We start from the raw sequence: 18,347 nt of genomic DNA, 5'->3' as shown, positions 1-18,347 counted from the left end.
CGGAACGCGGCATTTGGTTCCCCCGCGCGCGGGCGGGGGAGGTCTCAGGGCGTGAGGCGCTTGGGGACAGCGACGACGTCCGGCGCGATGATGCGCACGGCAACGTGATCGGGTTTCGCCGCCGCCGGCTCGGCCTTTCCGGGTTCCTCCGGTGTCAGGCCAGCCTTCGTGTCGACCCCGGCGCGACCGGCCACATCGGCGGCGAGTTCGGCCGCGGTCCGGTCGGCCCGTCCCACCAGGGTGAGGCGCACCTTCGGCCGGGACAGCGCCTCGGCCTGCATCGGCGTGACGAAGATGTCGCCCTTGTGCCGGACCAGCATGCTCTCGGCCTTCACCAGGGACTGGGCCCAGCTCTTGCCCTCCGGCTTGCACGAGCAGTTCGGAACGAATTCTTTGCGAAACTTGAAGGCGTTGGCGAGGCTCGCATAGGCGCGGCTGCCTTTCACCGTGGCGGCGTGCTTCAGGGCATCGTCGCCATACGGCATCGAATAGGCCTGTGCCTCGGTCCCCGGGCACAGGGCCTGGCACATCTCGTCGGCACCGCCGCGTCCCTCGGGCAGGTTCTTCAGGGGGAAGAAACCGCCGTCGCAGGTGCGCACGCAGACCGTCTGCGGGCCGCCCCGGGCATAGGCCTCGCCGGAGCCGGCATAGGTCTCGCGCGGCGGGCAGGTGGAGGCGACGAGCCCCTGGAGCTCACGCTTCCGGGCGCCGCTGTCGTCGATCACGGCGCCGCCATAGGTGGCCTTGAGGGCGCGGATCCGCTGCTCCACCGCCCCGCATTGCGGCGGTCGCGTGTCGAAGAACAAAAACTTGCCGCCCTCGCAGTTGAGGCCGCGGAAATAGGCCTCGAGCCGCCCGATCTCGTCGTTCAGGGCGCGCGTCGTGCTGGCGCCGGTCTGGAGCGAGGCCAGCTCCGCCCGGTACCGCCGGCACTGGGGCGACGGCAGTTGCGGCGCCGGCCGTGCCTCGGTCGGCGGCGGGCTGGGAGCCGCGTCCTGCGCGCGCGCGGCGGTGGCGAGGGGATAGGACAGTCCGAGGGCTATGGCCGCGCTCAGGACGAGGCGGCCGAACGTACGGACGATCGGGCGGTGAGGCATAGGCTGCATCGCGTTGATCGGGTGCGCGGCGATCCGGAGAATCCAGGCCCGCGCGCATCCGCGCTTCGGAACCGAAGCGGAGCCATTCTACGCCCCCTCGCAAGACCGCGACACCCCTCCTACATCCGGCCGGCAAGCGTGAGGGGGAATTGGCCAGTGATGTTGTTTCGGAGTCTCACCTATGTCGGGCTGTTGGCCGTGGGCTTGGCCGCAGCCGGTCCGGCCTCGGCGCAGGAGCCGGATCGCATTTTCGACAAGTCGACGGTCTGGCGGCCGCTGACCCCCAACGACAAGCTCGTGGTCTACGGCGTGGACGATCCGGCAGTCTCGGGGGTAGCCTGCTGGTACACCCAGCCCGAGAAGGGCGGGATCAAGGGCACGCTGGGCCTCGCCGAGGACGTCTCGGACATCTCGCTGGCCTGCCGCCAGACCGGGCCGATCGCCTTCAAGGGCAAGCTCAGCCAGGGTGAAGTCGTGTTCAGCGAGCGTCGGTCGCTGATCTTCAAGTCGATGCAGATCGTCCGCGGCTGCGACGCGAAGCGCAATACGCTGATCTACATGGTCTATTCGGACAAGGTCATCCAGGGCTCGCCGAAGAACTCGACCTCGGCCGTGCCGCTGGCGCCCTGGGGCACCGAACCGGCGCAGAAATGCGCCGACTTCATGAAGTGAGCGGAGCGCCCTGCCGACTGGGCCGGCCGTGGCCGGCTCAGTCCTGGCAGGTGATCCGGATCGGGCGCTCGGACGGCGCCGGGACCGGCTGGCTGATCGCGCCGGTATATTCGTCGGCGGCGGCCACGCCGTAGGAATTGGCGGCCGCGTAGCCCTGCGCCTCGCACCACGCGTTGGCGACGACTTGGCCGCAGGCGCTGCCCGGCGTGGTCAGGCATTCGCCGACGCCGTAGCCATCGCTCGACGGGATCAGGAAGGTCTTCTCGACACGGGCGGGCGCCTTCGCAGGCGTCTCGCCGTCGGTGCCGGCCAGCGCGACATGCGTCAGGCCTGCGCAGGCAAGAACGGTGACGAGGGCGAGGGAACCGGCGGCCGAGCGTCGCATGAATTGTCCTTGGGCACAGGATCTGTGGCGTGAGGATCGTGCCCCGGACGGTCCGACGGCGCGGTTAAGGAAGCCTTACGCGCAGGGCGCGCAGGCCATCTCGAATTCCTCACGCTTTTGGGTTAGCCCCATCGCGCGGGCCGCGCCGTCGCCGCGATGCAACAGGGTGCCGTGGCGGGCCTTCCGGATCCGCCACGTTTCGGCCGTTCTTCGCCGCGCGGGGCCCGCAGGTCGTTGACGGCAGGGCCGGTTTTCCGGCGCCGGCGCGGCGCCGGGATCAGGCCGCGGCGCCGGAATAGGGATGGGTTTCATGGCGCCGATGTTGCGGCTCTACAACACGCTGACCGGCGCCAAGGAAGCCTTTGCGCCGATCGATCCGCAGCATGTCCGCCTCTACGCCTGCGGCCCGACCGTCTACGACGCCGCCCATATCGGCAATGCCCGGCCGATCATCGTCTTCGACCTGCTGTTCCGGCTGCTGCGCCACCTCTACGGGCCGGGGCACGTCACCTACGCGCGCAACGTCACCGACGTGGACGACAAGATCAACGCCCGGGCGGCCGAGCGCGGCATCACCATCCGCGAACTCACCGACGGGACGCTGGCGCAGTTCCACCGGGACGTGCGCGACCTCGGCGTGCTCATGCCGGAGGACGTCAACGTGCCGGGCGAGCGGCCCCGCTTCGTCGAGCCCCGCGCCACCGATCACATCGCCGAGATGGTGACGATGATCGAGGCGCTGGTCCGGGCCGGCCACGCCTACGTGGCGGAGGACCACGTGCTGTTCGACGTCCCGTCGATGCCGGATTACGGCGGCCTGTCGAAACGGCCCCTCGACGAGATGGAGGCGGGCGCCCGGGTCGAGGTCGCCCCCTACAAGCGCTCGCCCCTCGATTTCGTCCTGTGGAAGCCCGCGAAGCCCGGCGAGCCGTCCTGGCCGTCGCCCGCGGGGATCGCGGCGGCGGGGCGGCCGGGCTGGCACATCGAGTGCTCGGCGATGTCGGCCAAGCATCTCGGCCGGACCTTCGACATCCACGCGGGCGGCATCGACCTGATCTTCCCCCACCACGAGAACGAGGTGGCGCAGTCGCGCTGCTGCTTCGGAACGCCGGTCATGGCCAACGTCTGGCTGCACAACGGCTTCCTCCAGGTGGAGGGGGAAAAGATGTCGAAGTCGCTCGGCAACTTCATCACCATCCGCGACGTGCTGAACGACTGGCCGGGCGAGGTCGTGCGCCTCACCATGCTCAAGACCCAGTACCGGCAGCCGATCGACTGGACCTTGCGCGGCCTGGAGGAATCGAGCCGCGTGCTCGACCGCTGGTACAATGCCGCCGGCGATGCGCCCGCCGCGTCCGACGTCCCCGCCGGGGTGGTCGAGGCCCTCTGCGACGACCTTAACACGCCGGCGGCGATCAACGAGCTGCACCGGCTCGCGAGCAGCGCGGAGACGCAGCCCGGCGCGTTGCGCGCCGGTGCGAACCTCCTCGGTTTCCTCGCCAGCACCCGCAGCGACCGCGAGCAGGCGCAGGTTGCGGCGTCCGGCGTGGACGTCGCGGCGGTCGAGGCGCTGATCGCCGAGCGCCGCGCCGCGCGGGCCGCGAAAGACTGGGCCGCCTCCGACCGGGCGCGCGATGCCCTCGCCGCGATGGGCGTCGCCGTGAAGGACAACAAGGACGGCACCACCGCCTGGACGGTGGCGCGCTGATTGCTGAGCCGGCCGCCGACGTCACGGATGTCACGGCGGCCGCGTCCTCGCGCCCGCTTGCGCGATGCGGCGTGCGCGGCATCTGTGGTCCGGGGGCTCGCGCCGGGGAAGAGCAGCACGTGACCATCTTCGCGACCATCGGGGCGCGCTGCGCCGCCGCCGCATCGGCCCTGGCATTCGGATTGGGGCTGTCGGGGCCGGCTTTCGCCATCGACGGCGGGGCGGCCGCGGGGCGGGATGCCCTGGCGCAGGCCACCGTCGCGATCGGCACGATCACCCAGCCCGAGGAGGCGCTGCGCCTGACCCGCTGTAGCGGTGTGCTCATCGCTCCGGATCTCGTGCTGACGGCGGCGCATTGCGTGAACGGCGATCCGCTCGGCGCGCTGGTCGTCTTCTTCCGCGGCAGCGAGCCGGCACGGCCGGTCTACGGGGCGCGGGTCGCCGCCCGCTACAGTCCCGATCCGGGGGAGATGCTGCCGAACGAGGCGTCGGGCGTCAGCCTCTCCGACCTCTCCCTCGATCTCGCGGTGCTCCGCCTGACCGAGCCGGTGCGCGACCGGCGGCCCGTGCCGCTGGCGGCGGATCCCGGACGGGTCCCGAAGAGCCTGCGGATCGCCGGCGCCGGCCTGTCCGGCCGCACCGTCGGACGCCTGCGCACCGCCACGCTGACGCCGATCGCGGCCAGCAATACCGGGCTTACCATCGCCCGGGCCAACGGCGCCCGGGTCTGCTTCGGTGATTCCGGCGGCCCTGTCGTCGCGCAGGATCGTCGCGGCACCTACATCTGGGGCGTGGCCAGTGCGGTAATCAGCCGGGCCGCGCCCTGCGGCGGCTACGTGGTGATCGCGCCGGCCGCACAGGTCTTCTCCGCGACCGGGATGCGGTGAGCGTAGCGTCCATCGCGAGCCGGAAGCTCCGGCCTGCGCCACGCCCGCCACGGTCGCGCGCGGCCCGATGTCCCTGCGCGGCGTCGGCGATGCCGTCGCGGAGGAGCCCCTTCGAAACGCGAAAACCCCGCGCGGCCTAGCCGCACGGGGTTTTTCGGAAGACATGCGCCGGGCGGATCAGACCGCCATGCGCTCCTCGCCGTCCATCGGCTCGCGCAGCACGTAGCCGCGGCCCCAGACGGTCTCGATGTAGTTCTTGCCCTGGCTGGCATTGGCGAGCTTCTTGCGCAGCTTGCAGATGAACACGTCGATGATCTTGAGCTCGGGCTCGTCCATGCCGCCGTAGAGATGGTTGAGGAACATCTCCTTGGTGAGCGTCGTGCCCTTCCGCAGCGAGAGGAGTTCCAGCATCTGGTACTCCTTGCCGGTCAGATGCACCCGGGCGCCGCCGACCTCGACGGTCTTCTGATCGAGGTTCACGATCAGGTCGCCGGTGGTGATGACCGACTGGGCGTGGCCCTTCGAGCGGCGCACGATGGCGTGGATGCGCGCCACGAGCTCGTCCTTGTGGAACGGCTTGGTGAGGTAGTCGTCGGCGCCGAAGCCCAGACCCTTCACCTTGTCCTCGATGCCGGCCATGCCGGAGAGGATCAGGATCGGCGTCTTCACCTTCGCCACGCGCAGCGAGCGCAGCACCTCGTAACCCGACATGTCGGGCAGGTTCAGATCGAGGAGGATGATGTCGTAGTCGTAGAGCTTACCGAGATCGACACCTTCTTCCCCGAGGTCGGTGGTGTAGGTGTTGAAATTCTCGGACTTGAGCATCAGCTCGATGCTCTGCGCGGTCGCGCTGTCGTCCTCGATCAAAAGTACCCGCATCGTCGGTCCCCAGCCCCGCCGGCCGCATCAGCGCGCAGACACGTCCCTATCGTTCGCCCGCCACCGGCCTGTGGACGGGCGCTCCGTCGCTCTTGACGTGGAACGCTATGGATTAATCGTTAACAAAACCTGATTCCTGCCCGCAAGCGTCTCGTTCGAAGTTCCGCGAGCTTGACAGGAGAAACAGCGTTTCCCCGGTCTCGCCCCGACCCCGATTCCGATCCGCCCGCGTCCAGGCCGCTCGCCCCCTTCGGCGTAAGTACTTCCTCCGCAACGATCCGATCCCCGCTGTTGTCCATGGGACACACCGGTACGACTTCGTCGGGCGCGGCCGAAGCCGCCACCCGGATCGAGCCGCTACGAGCCCGTGACCCGCAGTGTTAAGGAGGCCGGTAAACGAAGCGTTGAGAGCCAGGCCGATGACACAGGATCCGGCAAGATCCGTAGCTTCCCTCGCGTCGGCGCAGGCCGCCCTGGAGCGGATCGAGGTGCTGGAGACGTTCGGCCGGGTCGTGGCGATCCGCGGCCTGCTGGTCGAGGTCGCCGGGCCGGTGGCGGCGATGCGGCTCGGGGGACGGGTCGATGTCGAGGGCGCCAACGGCCACGGGCTGGTGCCCTGCGAGGTCATCGGCTTCCAGGGCGACCGGGCGCTCGCCATGCCGTTCGGCTCGCTCGAGGGCGTGCGGCGCGGCTGCCCCGCCTACGTCCGCGACGAATCGGCCGGCGCGATCCGGCCGTCCGACGCATGGCTCGGCCGGGTGATCGACGCCCTCGGGCGGCCGGTCGACGGGCTCGGCCCCCTGGCGCACGGGCCCGACGTCTATCCCCTGCGCGCGGACCCGCCGCCCGCCCACGCCCGCACGCGGGTGGGCGGGCCGCTGGATCTCGGCGTCCGGTGCATCAACACCTTCCTGACGATGTGCGCCGGCCAGCGGATGGGCATCTTCGCCGGGTCCGGCGTCGGCAAGTCGGTGCTGCTGTCGATGCTGGCCCGCTACACCGCCGCCGACGTGGCGGTGATCGGCCTCGTGGGCGAGCGCGGCCGCGAGGTCCAGGAATTTCTTCAGGACGACCTCGGAGCCGCCGGCCTCGCCCGCTCGATCGTGGTGGTGGCGACATCCGACGAGCCGGCGCTGATGCGCCGGAACGCGGCTTACATGACCCTATCGGTGGCCGAGTATTTCCGCGACCGTGGCGCCAAGGTCCTGTGCATGATCGACTCGATCACACGATTCGCCATGGCCCAGCGCGACATCGGCCTTGCCGCCGGCGAGCCGCCGACCGCCAAGGGCTATACGCCGACCGTCTTCTCGGAGCTGCCGCGCCTGCTCGAGCGGGCCGGCCCCGGCGTGGGGCAGGGGACGATCTCGGCCCTGTTCACCGTCCTGGTCGAGGGCGACGACCACAACGAGCCCGTGGCCGACGCGGTGCGCGGCATCCTCGACGGTCACATCGTCATGGAGCGCGCCATCGCGGAGCGCGGGCGCTATCCGGCGATCAACGTGTTGCGCTCGGTCTCGCGGACCATGCCGCGCTCGTGCGATCCGGCCTATCTGCCGGTGGTCCGGCGGGCGCGGCGGGTGCTGTCCACCTATGCCGATATGGAGGAGTTGATCCGCCTCGGCGCCTACCGGGCCGGCTCCTCCCAGGAGGTCGACGAGGCCGTGGCGCTCATGCCGTATCTTGAGGCTTTTCTGGGGCAGGGTAAGGAAGAAGCAACGTCCATCGGCGATGGTTACGCACGGCTCACCGAGATCATCGGCGGGGCCTAGGCACCATGCCTCGGGGCGGCGACGCTTCGGCGAACCACATGGTGCAGGTGGGGGATCCGGGCGAGGCTGCCGTGGGCAGGCTCGCACATGGGCACGGTCCGGGCGTGATCCCGGGCGCGGCCTCAAGCGTTGCGTGGAGTGAGCGTCCTAATGAAATCGCGTGACACGCTGATCCGCCTGCGCCGCTTCCAGGTCGATGAGAAGCGCCGGCGCGTGACCCAGATCGAGATGATGATGGCCGACTTCCAGCGCATGGCGGTGGAGCTCGATCGCGAGGTCGCCGTCGAGGAGGCCCGGGCCGGAATCACCGATGTCGGTCACTTCGCCTACCCGACCTATGCCCGCGCGGCGGCGACGCGCCGGGACAACATGATTCAGTCCGCCCAGGCACTCGAGGGTCAGCTCGCCGAGGCGAAGGCCGAGCTGGGCGAGGCTTTCGAGGAACTGAAGAAGGTCGAGATCCTGAACGACCGCGAGCGGACCGCCGAGCGCGCGGCCGAATCGGCTCGGGACCAAGCCGCCATGGACGGGATCGGCCTGAACCGCGCCCGGGGCTGAGCCCGGCCGACGGACCGATCGGCAGGCTCCCGCGGCACGAAACCGTCACGATCACCTGACAAGGGGGATCGCGGCGGTGACATGCCGCTTGCAGCGCGTCGCGTGCCGGCGCATCAGGGGCTCTCCCCAGGGCGTCGGTGTTCATGAAGAAGATCAGCGAGTTTATCTGGCCCATGATTGGCCTCGCGGCCGTCGTGGTATCGGGCTACTTCCTCTATCAGGAATTGAAGACCACCTCGCTCTCGGCGATCTGGGCCGCGGTGCTCGCGATCCCGCCGCACCGGATCCTGCTGGCGGCCTTCTCGACCCTGGTCGCCTATGCGGCGCTCGCCTGGTACGACCGGATCGCGCTCCTGCATCTGGGCGTGCGCCACATCTCGTGGCTGTTCGTCTCGCTCTGCTCCTTCACGACCTACGCCCTCTCGCACAATATCGGCGCCTCGGTCTTCTCCGGCGCCCTGGTCCGCTATCGCGCCTATACGGCCAAGGGCCTGTCGGCGGCGCAGGTCGCCGTGCTGGTGGCACTCTGCTCCTTCACGTTCTTCCTCGGGACGGTGCTGCTCGGCGGCTTCACGCTGGTTTACGATCCGCATCTGCTGGCCCGCCTGCAGGACAAGCTCCCGGCGATCCTGACCAATCCGAGTACGGCCGTCGCCGTCGGCATCGGGATGCTGGCTTTCGTCGCCCTCTACGTCGCCGGTTCGCTTCTGCGGCTGCCGCCGATCAGCCTGCGGAAATTCAAGCTCGAATACCCGCGCCCGGGGATCATGCTGCGCCAGCTCGCGGCGGCACCGCTGGAGCTTCTGGGGGCGGCCGGGATCATCTATTTTGCCCTGCCGGACGCGGTCAATCCGGGCTTCATCCCCGTCCTGGCGATCTTCCTGGCCTCCTTCTCGGTGGCGCTCGCCTCGCACGCGCCCGGTGGCCTCGGCGTCTTCGAGATCGTCTTCCTCACCGCCATGAACATCGCGGAGACCGACGAGGCGCGTAAGAACGCCGTCGTCGCCGCGCTGCTGGTGTTCCGCGTCTTCTATTTCTGGCTTCCGGCGCTGATCTCGGTGATCGTGGTGATCGCATTCGAACGCTCGCGTCTGGCCGCGGCGATCGGCACCCCAGCGAACGGACCGAAGGCGACCGTCGTGCCGGAACCGCCGGTCACCGCCCCTGGCCTCGACGCCCATGAGATGGAGCGGGAGCTCAAGCAGAAGGCGATCTGACTCCTCCTGTGGGATAACTTCTGCGGACGTCCGCCGTCGCGGCTCGCGTCCGTTGTGGGAAGTCAGCGCACGAAGCACTGTCGTGCGGGCCTCACCCTTCTGAGGCCGGTCTCCGCGCGGGGTGCAACGGGCTCCCGCGTTCGGCCTGAGGCGATGATCCGCCGGGCGTTCCGGAGCCCGACGCCGACATCCAGGGGCCGCGATCCGTCCGGTCGCGAGGGAGCGTCTGCGCTCAGATCGAATTCACCGTCCGCAGACGCGCCCGCGGATGGATCTCGGCCTGGCTCATCACCGGTGTCTCCCGGCGGAAGCGCTCGATGATCGAGCGGACGAACGGCCGCGTCTGCGCCGAGGTCACGAGGACCGGCATCTCGCCCTGGCGCGCCGCCATCTCGAAGCGGTCGCGCACCGCATTGACGAACTCGCTGAGCTTCGAGGGCTGCATAGCGAGGTAGCGCTCGTCGCGCTCGCCCACGATCGATTCCATGAACGCCTGCTCCCAGGCCGGCGAGAGGGTGATGATCGGCAGCATCCCGTTCTGGTCCTGGTACTGCGCGCAGATCTGCCGGCCGAGTCTGGCGCGGACGTGCTCGACCACGTCCCGGGGGTTCTTCACCCCGCCCGCCACTTCGGCGATCGCCTCCACGATCGCGCCGAGATCGCGGATCGAGACCCGTTCGGCGAGCAGGAACTGCAGCACGCGCTGGATGCCGGTGGTCGAGATCTGCGAGGGGACGATCTCCTTCAGCAGGTCGGCGTGCTCCTTGGACAGCTCGCGCAGCAGCTTCGAGACCTCGACGTGGTTGAGGAGCTCGGAGACGTGGGCCTTGATGACCTCGGTGAGATGGGTCGACACCACGGTTGCGGCATCCACCACGGTGTAGCCCTTCAACTGGGCTTGGTCGCGCAGGGCCGCGTCGATCCAGGTGGCCGGCAGGCCGAAGGTCGGCTCCAGCATGTGCTGGCCCGGCAGCTGGACCTGGCCGCCCATCGGATCCATCGCCATGAACTGACCGGGGAAGATCCGGCCGGTGCCGGCCTCGATCTCCTTCACCCGCACCACGTAGGCGTTGGCGTCGAGCTGGACGTTGTCGAGGATGCGCACCGACGGCATCACGAAGCCCAGTTCCGCCGCGAGCTGGCGGCGCAGGGCCTTGATCTGGTCGGTGAGCCGGTCCTGACCTTCGCCGTTGACGAGCGCCAGGAGCGCGTAGCCCATCTCCAGCTTGAGGTCGTCGAGCTTCAGGAGGTCGGTGACCGTCTCCTCCTTGGGGGCGGCCGCGGCCGCCACCGCGGCCGCATCCATCGGTACGCCCTGGGCGTCGAGGGGCGGGGCCAGCTTGGCGGTCTTGTTGATGCGCCACGCGGCGTAGCCGGCGCCGCCGCCGAGCAGCACGAAGGGCAGCATCGGCATGCCGGGCAGGAGTGCGATCAGCAGCATCACGGCCGCCGACATGCCCAGCGCCTTGGGGTAATGGGCGAGCTGCTTGCCGAGGGCCTTGTCGGCCGCGCCCCGCACACCGGCCTTGGAGACCAGCAGGCCCGCCGCCGTCGAGACGATCAGGGCTGGGACCTGGCTCGCGAGACCGTCGCCGATGGTCAGCAGCGTGTAGCTCTTGGCGGCGTCGCCGAAGCTCATGCCCTGCTGCGCCACCCCGATGATGATGCCGCCGACGACGTTGATGAAGGTGATCAGCAGGGCCGCCACGGCGTCGCCGCGGACGAATTTCGAGGCACCGTCCATGGCGCCGAAGAACGACGATTCCTCTTCCAGCGCCGCCCGCCGGGCCTTCGCGGCCTTCTCGTCGATGAGGCCGGCCGAGAGATCGGCGTCGATGGCCATCTGCTTTCCGGGCATCGCGTCGAGGGTGAAGCGGGCCGCGACCTCGGCGATGCGGCCCGAGCCCTTCGTGATCACCACGAAGTTCACGATGATCAGGATCGCGAACACGATGATCCCGATCACGAAGTTGCCGCCCATTACGAAATGGCCGAACGCCTCGATGACGTGACCCGCGGCGGCGGTGCCCTCGTGTCCGTGCCCGAGGATCAGGCGGGTCGAGGCGAGATTCAGGGCGAGCCGCAGCATCGTGGCGATGAGCAGCAACGTCGGGAAAACGGTAAATTCCAGCGGGTTGTCGATGGACAGGCCGGTCATCATGATCAGCACCGACATGATGATCGAGACCGCCAGGAGCAGGTCGAGCAGGACCGCCGGCAGCGGGAAGATGAGGACCGCCAGGATCCCCAGCACGCCTGTGGCGAACAGCAGGTCCGACCGCTTGGACAGCGCGTGGAGGTCGCCGCGCGTCGGCAATGTGAGCTGGCCGAGGACCGTCGTGACGCCCGCCTGTGCCGGCGCGCTCGCCGCTTCTGCCATCGATTCCATCCGTCACCGTTCCCCCCGGACGGGCCGGGGGGACTCGGCAAGATCTGCCGGGTGGATGGTTAGCGCGGCGTTAAGATGTGGCGGGCGGTGCCGGGAACCGGGGCTGCCGCAAGCGCTTGATGAGGACCCGTCCGAGCCCTTTGCGGGCTTTCCGCGATGTCGCCACGTCTCCGGGCTCCGACCCGGGTATGTCCGGGAGGATCCGATGGCCGTCCGCATCTTGACCGCCCTGTTCGACCGATACGAGGCCGCTGCAGACGCGGTGGACCGGCTGGAAGCTGCCGGCATCCCCCATGCCGAGATCAGCATTGTCGCGAACCGCCCCGACTCACCCGCTGAACCGCACGCGCCCGGTTCCGCCGTGCCCCACCCGTCGGACGCGGCGGAGTCGGCGGGCACCGGGGCGACGGTCGGGACGGTGTTGGGCGGTGGCGCGGGGCTGCTCGCCGGCCTCGGGCTGCTGGCCATCCCCGGGCTCGGACCGGTGGTCGCGGCGGGCTGGCTCGTGGCCGCCGTCACGGGCGCCGGGGTCGGCGCCGCGGCCGGAGGCCTGATCGGCGGCCTGACGGCGGCGGGTCTCAGCGCCGACGAAGCCGAGACCTATGCGGAAGGCGTGCGACGGGGCGGCACTCTGGTCACCGTTCGGGCCGACGAGTCGCGGGGCGAACGCGTCCTCGCCATTCTGGATCAAGCCGGTTCGATCGACATCGACGAGCGCGCCGAGGATTGGCGGGCACAGGGCTGGACCGGCGGTACGATCGGCCCGGCCGCCCGGTCCACCCGCTGAGGCGAGGATACGTATCTGCCCCGGGCAACTCCGCGGGGCGGGCGTGGGTCAGGTCATCATCTTACGAGCGAACATCGAGGCTCCGAACAGGATTCCGGCGCCCGCCATGATCAGGCCGATCATCAGGAGCCGCCGCGGTTCGGTCGACGATTCCGCTTTCACGGGCTCGACGATCGGGCTGAAGAACTCGATCTGCCGGGCCGAGATGATGCGGGCGCGCTCGTAGGCGGTCAGCACTTGCTGGTAATATTTCTCGGCGTTCTTCCGGTCGTTCTCCAGGATCTCGAACCGCGTCAACGCGTCGGACAGCAGCCGCTTCTGATCGGGATCCTGGCTGGCGGATTGCCGCTCGATCCGGGCGATGTTGTCGTCGATATCCTTGATCTGCTGCTTGAGATCCATGATCCGGCGCGAATCGGGACCGAGGTCGCGCTGGCCGATCGCGAGCTGGACCGCGAGGTTGATGCGGGATGCCCGCAGCTCCGCGATCATCTTGATATTGATGTCATTCGTCTTCTGAGCGTCCAGCACACCTTCGCGGTTGCGCAGGTCGCGCATGGCGAGGCGGATCTTGGTCATGCGCTCTTCGGCAAGACGGAGTTCGCGCGCGCTCTCCGCCACGGCGTCCTCGCGCGACTTGACGCTGAGGTCGTTCACCTTGCGCTCGGCCTCCTTCATGACGGCCTTGGCAATGGCAAGCGATTCGTCCGGATCGAAGGCCTCGACCGTGACGGACATGATCCCGGAGCCGCCTTCGACCTCGACGCCGACGCGCCGCTTCCAATAGCGGACGAACTTCTCGATCGGCTTTTCGGGATCGAACCGTGAAAAGTAATCGATCGAATCGCTGCTGAACCACTGGCGCAGCGGCAGCTGCCCCTCAAGGATCTCCAGCATCGGCCGGCTGAGGATGAACTCGCGCGTGATCTGTGTATCCTGCGCCACCATCTGGTTCGACGTGCCGGAAGCGGTTCCCCCGGTTTCGGAGGATGTCTTGTCGGACGAGCCGAGAGCCGGTCGGATCGCGAAGCGTGCTTCGGTGACGTAGCGATTGGACGCGATCAAGCCGTAATAGACGGCACCGGCCAAGGCCGGCAGGATGAAACAGAGCACGAACAGGACCGGGATCCAGGGGTCGTTCTTGGTCTGGACCTGATAGGATCGGATCCCCTTCTTGCGATCGGCGAAGCGCGACATGCGCGCGATCTGCCGAAGCGACTCAGTGACCGCCTGTTGACGGTCGGCAGACGTAACCGGCTGTCCCTCTGCCTTCCGGATCTCCATATTCATGGTCTGATTCCCGGCCCTCCCGGCCTAGAAGGTCGACCCGTCACCGGGATCATGACCGCGCCGCAATCCGCACGCCGATCGTCTGTCGCACGGGGAGACGGCAAAAGCATGTCGTTATGGATGCCTCGGCTTCGCCGCCGCGCGCGTCGCGGCGCGGCCTGGTCCGATGGAATCCGTGCGTGCCATCGATGACCACATCGCTGTTGGGCCGGAGGCAGTCTGCCGGATCCAGCCGCCCGGTCGTCCTCGCGGAATGCGTGGCCATGGTGGTGCCCGCGTTCTGTCGGAGTCACACGAAGCCGCGCTCAAGCCGATCTCGCTACGGAAAACCTGCGCTAAGGCGCCGGATCTATGACGCGTCGGCGGAGATCCCGTCACTTATGATCAGCTTCCGATAAAAGCCGATACGGAAATCATTCGGCGTGACGATCCATCAATCGTTGCGGTCCGAGATTAAAGTCGTAACCGAGGCGACCAGAGTGGGACGCGGCGCACTCATTCAGGAAATACTGTCGATACCCGTAGACATATCTGCTCGTCGAGACCGGAGCCCGAAATCCTGAGCGGCGATCATCGGCGTGTCGAAAGCGATCGCGTTCGGAAGGCTCAGGGCGAAATGCCGGGCTGCTCGGCCCGTGTCGAGACCGCCCGCCGGCATTCCGTCAGGGGCCGCGTCTCGCGGCATCGAGTTGAAGAAAAGTTCCACCTGTCACCGCAGGCGTTGACGGAATTCCCCATTTGGCATACCAAATACCAACGAAAGGGCTGGTCACGGTTCCTTAGCAAGACCGGACTGGAATTTTAACGCCGCTCTTTCGGGCGACGTTCAGGGAGGGTGGCCGCGGATGACGCAGCTTCGGACTTCTGCAATCCGCCTCATCCCTGGCCCGTTGGCCGGATGTCGCCGGTGACGGGCTTGGCGCAGGCGGAGCGTAACGGTTCCGATCTCGCCGACTTCGTCAGGGCTATCGGAGACGCCGTGGTGGTGTCCGATCCGGACGGCGCCATCACTGTCTGGAACGCCGCCGCCGAGCGCATCTTCGGCTTCAGCGCCGCCGAGGCGCTGGGGCGGAGTCTCGATCTGATCACCCCCGAGCGGCACCGGCGCCGCCACTGGGACGGCTATGCCAAGACCATGCGCACCGGCGTCACCCGCTACGGGGCGGAGACCCTGAGGGTGCCGGCGCTCCACAAGGACGGCCGCCAGCTCTCCATCGCCTTCACGGTGGGGATGGTGCGGGACGCCTCCGACCGGGTGACCGGGATCGTCGCCGTGATCCGCGACGAGACCGAGCGCTGGGCCGAAGAGAAGCGCCTGCGCCAACGCGTGGCCGAACTCGAAGCTTCCTCGGATCCGGCCCGCCGGGCGCCATGAGCCCGCCGGACGATCCGAAGGTCCCGATCACCAAACCGCACAGGGAGAACGCCCCATGAGCAAGCCGCTGGAAGGCATCAAGATCATCGACTTCACGCACGTCCAGGCCGGCCCGGCCTGCACGCAGCTGCTCGCCTGGTTCGGCGCCGACGTGATCAAGGTCGAGCGTCCCGGCGCCGGCGACGTGACCCGGACCCAGCTGCGCCACGTCGAGGACGCAGACGCGCTCTACTTCACGATGCTGAACTCCAACAAGCGCTCGCTCACCCTCGACACCAAGACCCAGGCCGGCAAGGAAGTCCTCGAGAAGCTCATTCAAGACTCCGACGTCATGGTCGAGAATTTCGGCCCCGGTGCCCTCGACCGGATGGGCTTCTCCTGGGCCCGCATCCAGGAGCTGAACCCGGGCATGATCCTCGCCTCGGTGAAGGGCTTCTCGGACGGCCACCACTATGAGGACCTGAAGGTCTACGAGAACGTCGCCCAGTGCGCGGGCGGTGCCGCCTCGACCACGGGCTTCTGGGACGGGCCGCCCACCGTCAGCGCAGCCGCACTGGGTGACTCCAACACCGGCATGCACCTCGCCATCGGCATCCTCACGGCGCTTCACCAGAAGAACAAGACCGGCAAGGGCCAGAAGGTCGCCGTGTCGATGCAGGACTCGGTGATCAACCTCTGCCGCGTGAAGCTGCGCGACCAGCAGCGCCTCGACGCCCTCGGCTACCTCGAGGAGTACCCGCAGTACCCCCACGGCGAGTTCTCCGACGTGGTGCCGCGGGGCGGCAACGCCGGCGGCGGCGGCCAGCCGGGCTGGGTGCTGAAGTGCAAGGGCTGGGAGACCGACCCGAACGCCTACATCTACTTCACGATCCAAGGTCATGCCTGGGCGCCGATCTGCAAGGCGCTCGGCAAGGAGGAGTGGATCACCGATCCGGGCTACAACACCGCCCGGGCGCGCCAGGACAAGATCTTCGACATCTTCAAGACGATCGAGGAGTGGCTCGCCGACAAGACCAAGTTCGAGGCGGTGGACATCCTGCGCACCTACGACATCCCCTGCGCGCCGGTGCTGTCGATGAAGGAGATCGCCGAGGACAAGTCCCTGCGCGAGAGCGGCACCGTCGTCGAGGTGGCGCACCCGAAGCTCGGCAAGTACCTGACCGTCGGGAGCCCGATCAAGTTCTCCGACATGAAGGTCGAGGTGAAGGCGTCGCCGCTGCTCGGCGAGCACACCGATGAGGTGCTCGCAGACCTCGGTTACTCGCCGGAGCAGATCCGGGCGATGCACGAGGCTCGCGCGGTCTGATAGACAGCGCCCGACCTCAGCGTTCCTGAGACAGGACGGCGCTCCCCCAGCGCCGTCCTTTTCATGTGCGAGCCCCGGATCCGATGCGCGCATTCCTGAGCCGTTTCCTGCCGGAGCTGACCCCGATCAGCAAGCGTGAGCGCCTGCGCTCCGCTGCCGGTGCCCTGGCGGGCATCCTGGCGACCGGCCTCGTCTGCCGCGCCGCCCTGGGCTCCGAGGCGCTGCCTGTCCTGATCGCCCCGATGGGCGCCTCGGCGGTGCTGCTCTTCGCCGTGCCCGCGAGCCCTCTGGCGCAGCCCTGGTCGATCCTCGGCGGCAACATCGTGGCGGCATTCGTGGGCGTCACGGCGGGGGCGTGGATCGCCGATCCGTTCGTGGCGGCATCCTGCGCCATCGGGGTTGCGATCGCCCTGATGATGGCCCTGCGCTGCCTGCACCCGCCGAGCGGAGCCGTGGCGCTGACGGCCGTTCTCGGCGGCCCGGCGATCCGCGAGCTGGGCTACGGCTTCGTGCTCTGGCCGGTCGCGGCCAATTCGCTGCTGCTGCTGACGACCGCCCTGCTGTTCAACAACCTGACGGGGCGCACCTACCCGCATCTGCGCCCGGCGGGTCCCAGAACGGCCGATCCGCCCTCCGGCGCCCGGGTGGGCTTCCGGGCCTCGGACCTCGACGCCGCGCTGGAGGATTTCGACCAGCTCCTCGACGTCGACCGCAGCGACCTGGAGCAGATCCTGCGGCGCGTGCAGATGCGGGTCTACGGCCGCCTCTCGAGTCCGATCACCTGCGCGGCGATCATGTCGCGCGACGTGATCGCGGTGGCGCCGGACGCGCCGCTGGCCGAGGCGTTGCGGCTGCTGCGCAGGCACCGGATCAAGGCGCTTCCGGTGACCGACGAGGGGGCACGCGTCCTCGGCATCGTCACGCAGACGGATCTCCTCGACAAGGCCGCCTGGGACCGGTCCGGGCCGCGCCTCGGCCTCGGCCGCCGCCTGCGGCTCACGGCCGAGCGGGGCCGCGCACCACATGGCTGCGCCGCCGACATCATGAGCGCGGTCGAGCCCGTCGGTCCCGACACACCCATCGCCGTGCTGGTGCCGCGGATGTCGGAGGCGGGGCTGCACCACCTGCCGGTGGTCGACGCCGACGGCCGTCTGGTCGGGATCGTCTCGCAGACGGACCTCATCCCGGCGCTGTTGTCCGAAGCCGACGCGCCCGAGGCACCGGTCCGCGCCCGCGCCTCGGCCCGGACCGCTCTGGCCTGACGCTCACACGCCGTCGGGCGGATCGCTCAAGAAGAAGTCCACTGCCTGAGCCACCACGGCCGGCTGATGGGCGTGCGGCCCGTCATACTCGACATAGGTGACCGGATAACCGGCCTGGCGCAGCGTCGGCACGTGGATCCGGGCGCTCCGGTCGATCGGGATCTGCTCGTCCTGCGTCCCGTGTGACAGGAAGATGCGCGGTGCGCCGACCTGCAGATGGACCGACAGGAATCCGGCCGACGAGACGATTAGGTGGCTCGCCACATCGCCGTTCGCGAGCCCCAGCGAGAGGGTGTAGCTTCCACCGTCGGAATGGCCGGCGAAGCAGAGCCGCCCCGGATCGAGCAGGAACCGGTCCGCCACGTGCGCCAGTGCCGCCGCGACCCTCTCGCGGTCCGGCCCGTGGCCGGCGATGACGATGTCCCAGGTCGGGAACAGGGATTGCGGCACGAGGAGCAGGAAGCGCGCGGCGCGAGCATGCGCCTCCAGCATCGGCAGGATGCGCTCGGCACTGCCGCCGCCGCCGTGGAACAGAACCACGAGCGGGCAGGGCCGGCGCGGATCGAGGCCCTCGGGAACCACCAGCACCGCGTCGCGCTCGGCGAAGAGGCCGAGGTCATGCCTGCCCGGCGGAAGGGGTTCGCGGCCGGGCAGTCGGTGGCGAAAGTGCAGGCGGCCGGCGAGGTCGGGATCGATCATCGCAGGAACTCGTCGGATCGGTGTTGGATTCGCGTTGTGTGGCTTGCCAGCGGCGCCAGACTCC

16 protein-coding genes are annotated in these 18,347 nt (G+C 68.8%); 10 read left to right on the top strand and 6 right to left on the bottom strand.

The features are described 5' to 3' along the window. Positions 1-44: 44 nt before the first annotated feature. On the bottom strand, positions 45-1,097 hold the full coding sequence (locus A3862_RS02895; RefSeq protein WP_043350524.1) for a DUF2865 domain-containing protein: 1,053 nt from the start codon (positions 1,095-1,097) through the stop codon (positions 45-47). A gap of 159 nt (positions 1,098-1,256) precedes the next feature. Here A3862_RS02895 and A3862_RS02890 point away from each other — a divergent pair, with 159 nt between their 5' ends. Beyond that, entirely contained in the window at positions 1,257-1,769 is a 513-nt protein-coding gene (locus A3862_RS02890; protein WP_043350523.1) for a CreA family protein, read from the top strand. Positions 1,770-1,806: 37 nt separating this feature from the next. Here A3862_RS02890 and A3862_RS02885 read toward each other — a convergent pair whose 3' ends face one another. Then, the gene (locus tag A3862_RS02885) at positions 1,807-2,154 is read right to left on the bottom strand and encodes a hypothetical protein (RefSeq protein WP_043760477.1); all 348 of its coding nucleotides are present in this window, start codon (positions 2,152-2,154) and stop codon (positions 1,807-1,809) included. A gap of 310 nt (positions 2,155-2,464) precedes the next feature. Between A3862_RS02885 and cysS the strand changes: the two genes are divergently transcribed. Then, complete coding sequence (cysS, locus tag A3862_RS02880; protein WP_043381819.1) at positions 2,465-3,862, top strand: cysteine--tRNA ligase; 1,398 nt, start codon at positions 2,465-2,467, stop codon at positions 3,860-3,862. 119 nt (positions 3,863-3,981) lie between these two features. Further along, positions 3,982-4,749 carry a trypsin-like serine protease gene (locus A3862_RS02875; protein WP_051044778.1) on the top strand — a complete coding sequence of 256 codons (768 nt, stop codon included), beginning with the start codon at positions 3,982-3,984 and terminating at the stop codon, positions 4,747-4,749. 177 nt (positions 4,750-4,926) lie between these two features. Here A3862_RS02875 and ctrA read toward each other — a convergent pair whose 3' ends face one another. Then, positions 4,927-5,628 (bottom strand): response regulator transcription factor CtrA, encoded by a 702-nt coding sequence (gene ctrA, locus A3862_RS02870; protein WP_010683835.1) that lies wholly within the window; start codon positions 5,626-5,628, stop codon positions 4,927-4,929. Between the two features lie 419 nt (positions 5,629-6,047). Here ctrA and fliI point away from each other — a divergent pair, with 419 nt between their 5' ends. From fliI to A3862_RS02855, 3 genes are all read left to right on the top strand, one after another. After that, positions 6,048-7,400 carry a flagellar protein export ATPase FliI gene (gene fliI, locus A3862_RS02865; protein WP_043381683.1) on the top strand — a complete coding sequence of 451 codons (1,353 nt, stop codon included), beginning with the start codon at positions 6,048-6,050 and terminating at the stop codon, positions 7,398-7,400. A gap of 150 nt (positions 7,401-7,550) precedes the next feature. Continuing rightward, on the top strand, positions 7,551-7,958 hold the full coding sequence (fliJ, locus tag A3862_RS02860) for a flagellar export protein FliJ (protein WP_012322462.1): 408 nt from the start codon (positions 7,551-7,553) through the stop codon (positions 7,956-7,958). A gap of 143 nt (positions 7,959-8,101) precedes the next feature. Beyond that, on the top strand, positions 8,102-9,175 hold the full coding sequence (locus A3862_RS02855; RefSeq protein WP_043350518.1) for a lysylphosphatidylglycerol synthase domain-containing protein: 1,074 nt from the start codon (positions 8,102-8,104) through the stop codon (positions 9,173-9,175). A gap of 232 nt (positions 9,176-9,407) precedes the next feature. Here the strand turns inward: A3862_RS02855 and flhA are convergent, their stop codons facing one another. After that, positions 9,408-11,555, bottom strand: coding sequence for a flagellar biosynthesis protein FlhA (gene flhA, locus A3862_RS02850; protein ID WP_043350527.1), 2,148 nt, complete (start codon positions 11,553-11,555; stop codon positions 9,408-9,410). A gap of 214 nt (positions 11,556-11,769) precedes the next feature. On the opposite strand from flhA, the gene A3862_RS02845 reads away from it, so the two are divergent. Beyond that, positions 11,770-12,351 (top strand): hypothetical protein, encoded by a 582-nt coding sequence (locus A3862_RS02845; RefSeq protein ID WP_043381681.1) that lies wholly within the window; start codon positions 11,770-11,772, stop codon positions 12,349-12,351. A 48-nt stretch (positions 12,352-12,399) separates the two neighbouring features. On the opposite strand, the gene A3862_RS02840 is transcribed toward A3862_RS02845, so the two are convergent. Beyond that, a complete protein-coding gene (locus tag A3862_RS02840; protein WP_043353709.1) occupies positions 12,400-13,641 on the bottom strand; it encodes a capsule biosynthesis protein in 1,242 nt (413 codons plus the stop codon). A gap of 907 nt (positions 13,642-14,548) precedes the next feature. Here A3862_RS02840 and A3862_RS02835 point away from each other — a divergent pair. The 3 genes from A3862_RS02835 to A3862_RS02825 all read left to right on the top strand — a co-directional run bounded on the left by A3862_RS02835 (position 14,549) and on the right by A3862_RS02825 (position 17,584). After that, on the top strand, positions 14,549-15,016 hold the full coding sequence (locus tag A3862_RS02835) for a PAS domain-containing protein (RefSeq protein ID WP_403090579.1): 468 nt from the start codon (positions 14,549-14,551) through the stop codon (positions 15,014-15,016). A 55-nt stretch (positions 15,017-15,071) separates the two neighbouring features. Beyond that, positions 15,072-16,322, top strand: a complete 1,251-nt coding sequence (gene frc, locus A3862_RS02830) for a formyl-CoA transferase (protein WP_043353710.1) — start codon at positions 15,072-15,074, stop codon at positions 16,320-16,322. 83 nt (positions 16,323-16,405) lie between these two features. Next, positions 16,406-17,584, top strand: coding sequence for an HPP family protein (locus A3862_RS02825; RefSeq protein WP_043760480.1), 1,179 nt, complete (start codon positions 16,406-16,408; stop codon positions 17,582-17,584). A gap of 3 nt (positions 17,585-17,587) precedes the next feature. Here A3862_RS02825 and A3862_RS02820 read toward each other — a convergent pair whose 3' ends face one another. Next, positions 17,588-18,283, bottom strand: coding sequence for an alpha/beta hydrolase (locus A3862_RS02820; protein WP_043760482.1), 696 nt, complete (start codon positions 18,281-18,283; stop codon positions 17,588-17,590). Positions 18,284-18,347 lie beyond the last annotated feature (64 nt).

The sequence above is a fragment of the Methylobacterium sp. XJLW genome (assembly GCF_003254375.1).
Taxonomy (GTDB): domain Bacteria; phylum Pseudomonadota; class Alphaproteobacteria; order Rhizobiales; family Beijerinckiaceae; genus Methylobacterium; species Methylobacterium fujisawaense.
The sequence above is the reverse complement of the archived record's forward strand: the minus strand, read 5'-3'. Positions and strand labels throughout refer to the sequence as shown.

Bases quoted from the DNA above. Each gene is read 5' to 3' on its own strand.
- A3862_RS02895 (WP_043350524.1), bottom strand. From the start codon at position 1,097: ATGCCTCACCGCCCGATCGTCCGTACGTTCGGCCGCCTCGTCCTGAGC.
- A3862_RS02890 (WP_043350523.1), top strand. From the start codon at position 1,257: ATGTTGTTTCGGAGTCTCACCTATGTCGGGCTGTTGGCCGTGGGCTTG.
- A3862_RS02885 (WP_043760477.1), bottom strand. From the start codon at position 2,154: ATGCGACGCTCGGCCGCCGGTTCCCTCGCCCTCGTCACCGTTCTTGCC.
- cysS (WP_043381819.1), top strand. From the start codon at position 2,465: ATGGCGCCGATGTTGCGGCTCTACAACACGCTGACCGGCGCCAAGGAA.
- ctrA (WP_010683835.1), bottom strand. From the start codon at position 5,628: ATGCGGGTACTTTTGATCGAGGACGACAGCGCGACCGCGCAGAGCATC.
- fliI (WP_043381683.1), top strand. From the start codon at position 6,048: ATGACACAGGATCCGGCAAGATCCGTAGCTTCCCTCGCGTCGGCGCAG.
- fliJ (WP_012322462.1), top strand. From the start codon at position 7,551: ATGAAATCGCGTGACACGCTGATCCGCCTGCGCCGCTTCCAGGTCGAT.
- A3862_RS02855 (WP_043350518.1), top strand. From the start codon at position 8,102: ATGAAGAAGATCAGCGAGTTTATCTGGCCCATGATTGGCCTCGCGGCC.
- flhA (WP_043350527.1), bottom strand. From the start codon at position 11,555: ATGGCAGAAGCGGCGAGCGCGCCGGCACAGGCGGGCGTCACGACGGTC.
- A3862_RS02845 (WP_043381681.1), top strand. From the start codon at position 11,770: ATGGCCGTCCGCATCTTGACCGCCCTGTTCGACCGATACGAGGCCGCT.
- A3862_RS02840 (WP_043353709.1), bottom strand. From the start codon at position 13,641: ATGAATATGGAGATCCGGAAGGCAGAGGGACAGCCGGTTACGTCTGCC.
- frc (WP_043353710.1), top strand. From the start codon at position 15,072: ATGAGCAAGCCGCTGGAAGGCATCAAGATCATCGACTTCACGCACGTC.
- A3862_RS02825 (WP_043760480.1), top strand. From the start codon at position 16,406: ATGCGCGCATTCCTGAGCCGTTTCCTGCCGGAGCTGACCCCGATCAGC.
- A3862_RS02820 (WP_043760482.1), bottom strand. From the start codon at position 18,283: ATGATCGATCCCGACCTCGCCGGCCGCCTGCACTTTCGCCACCGACTG.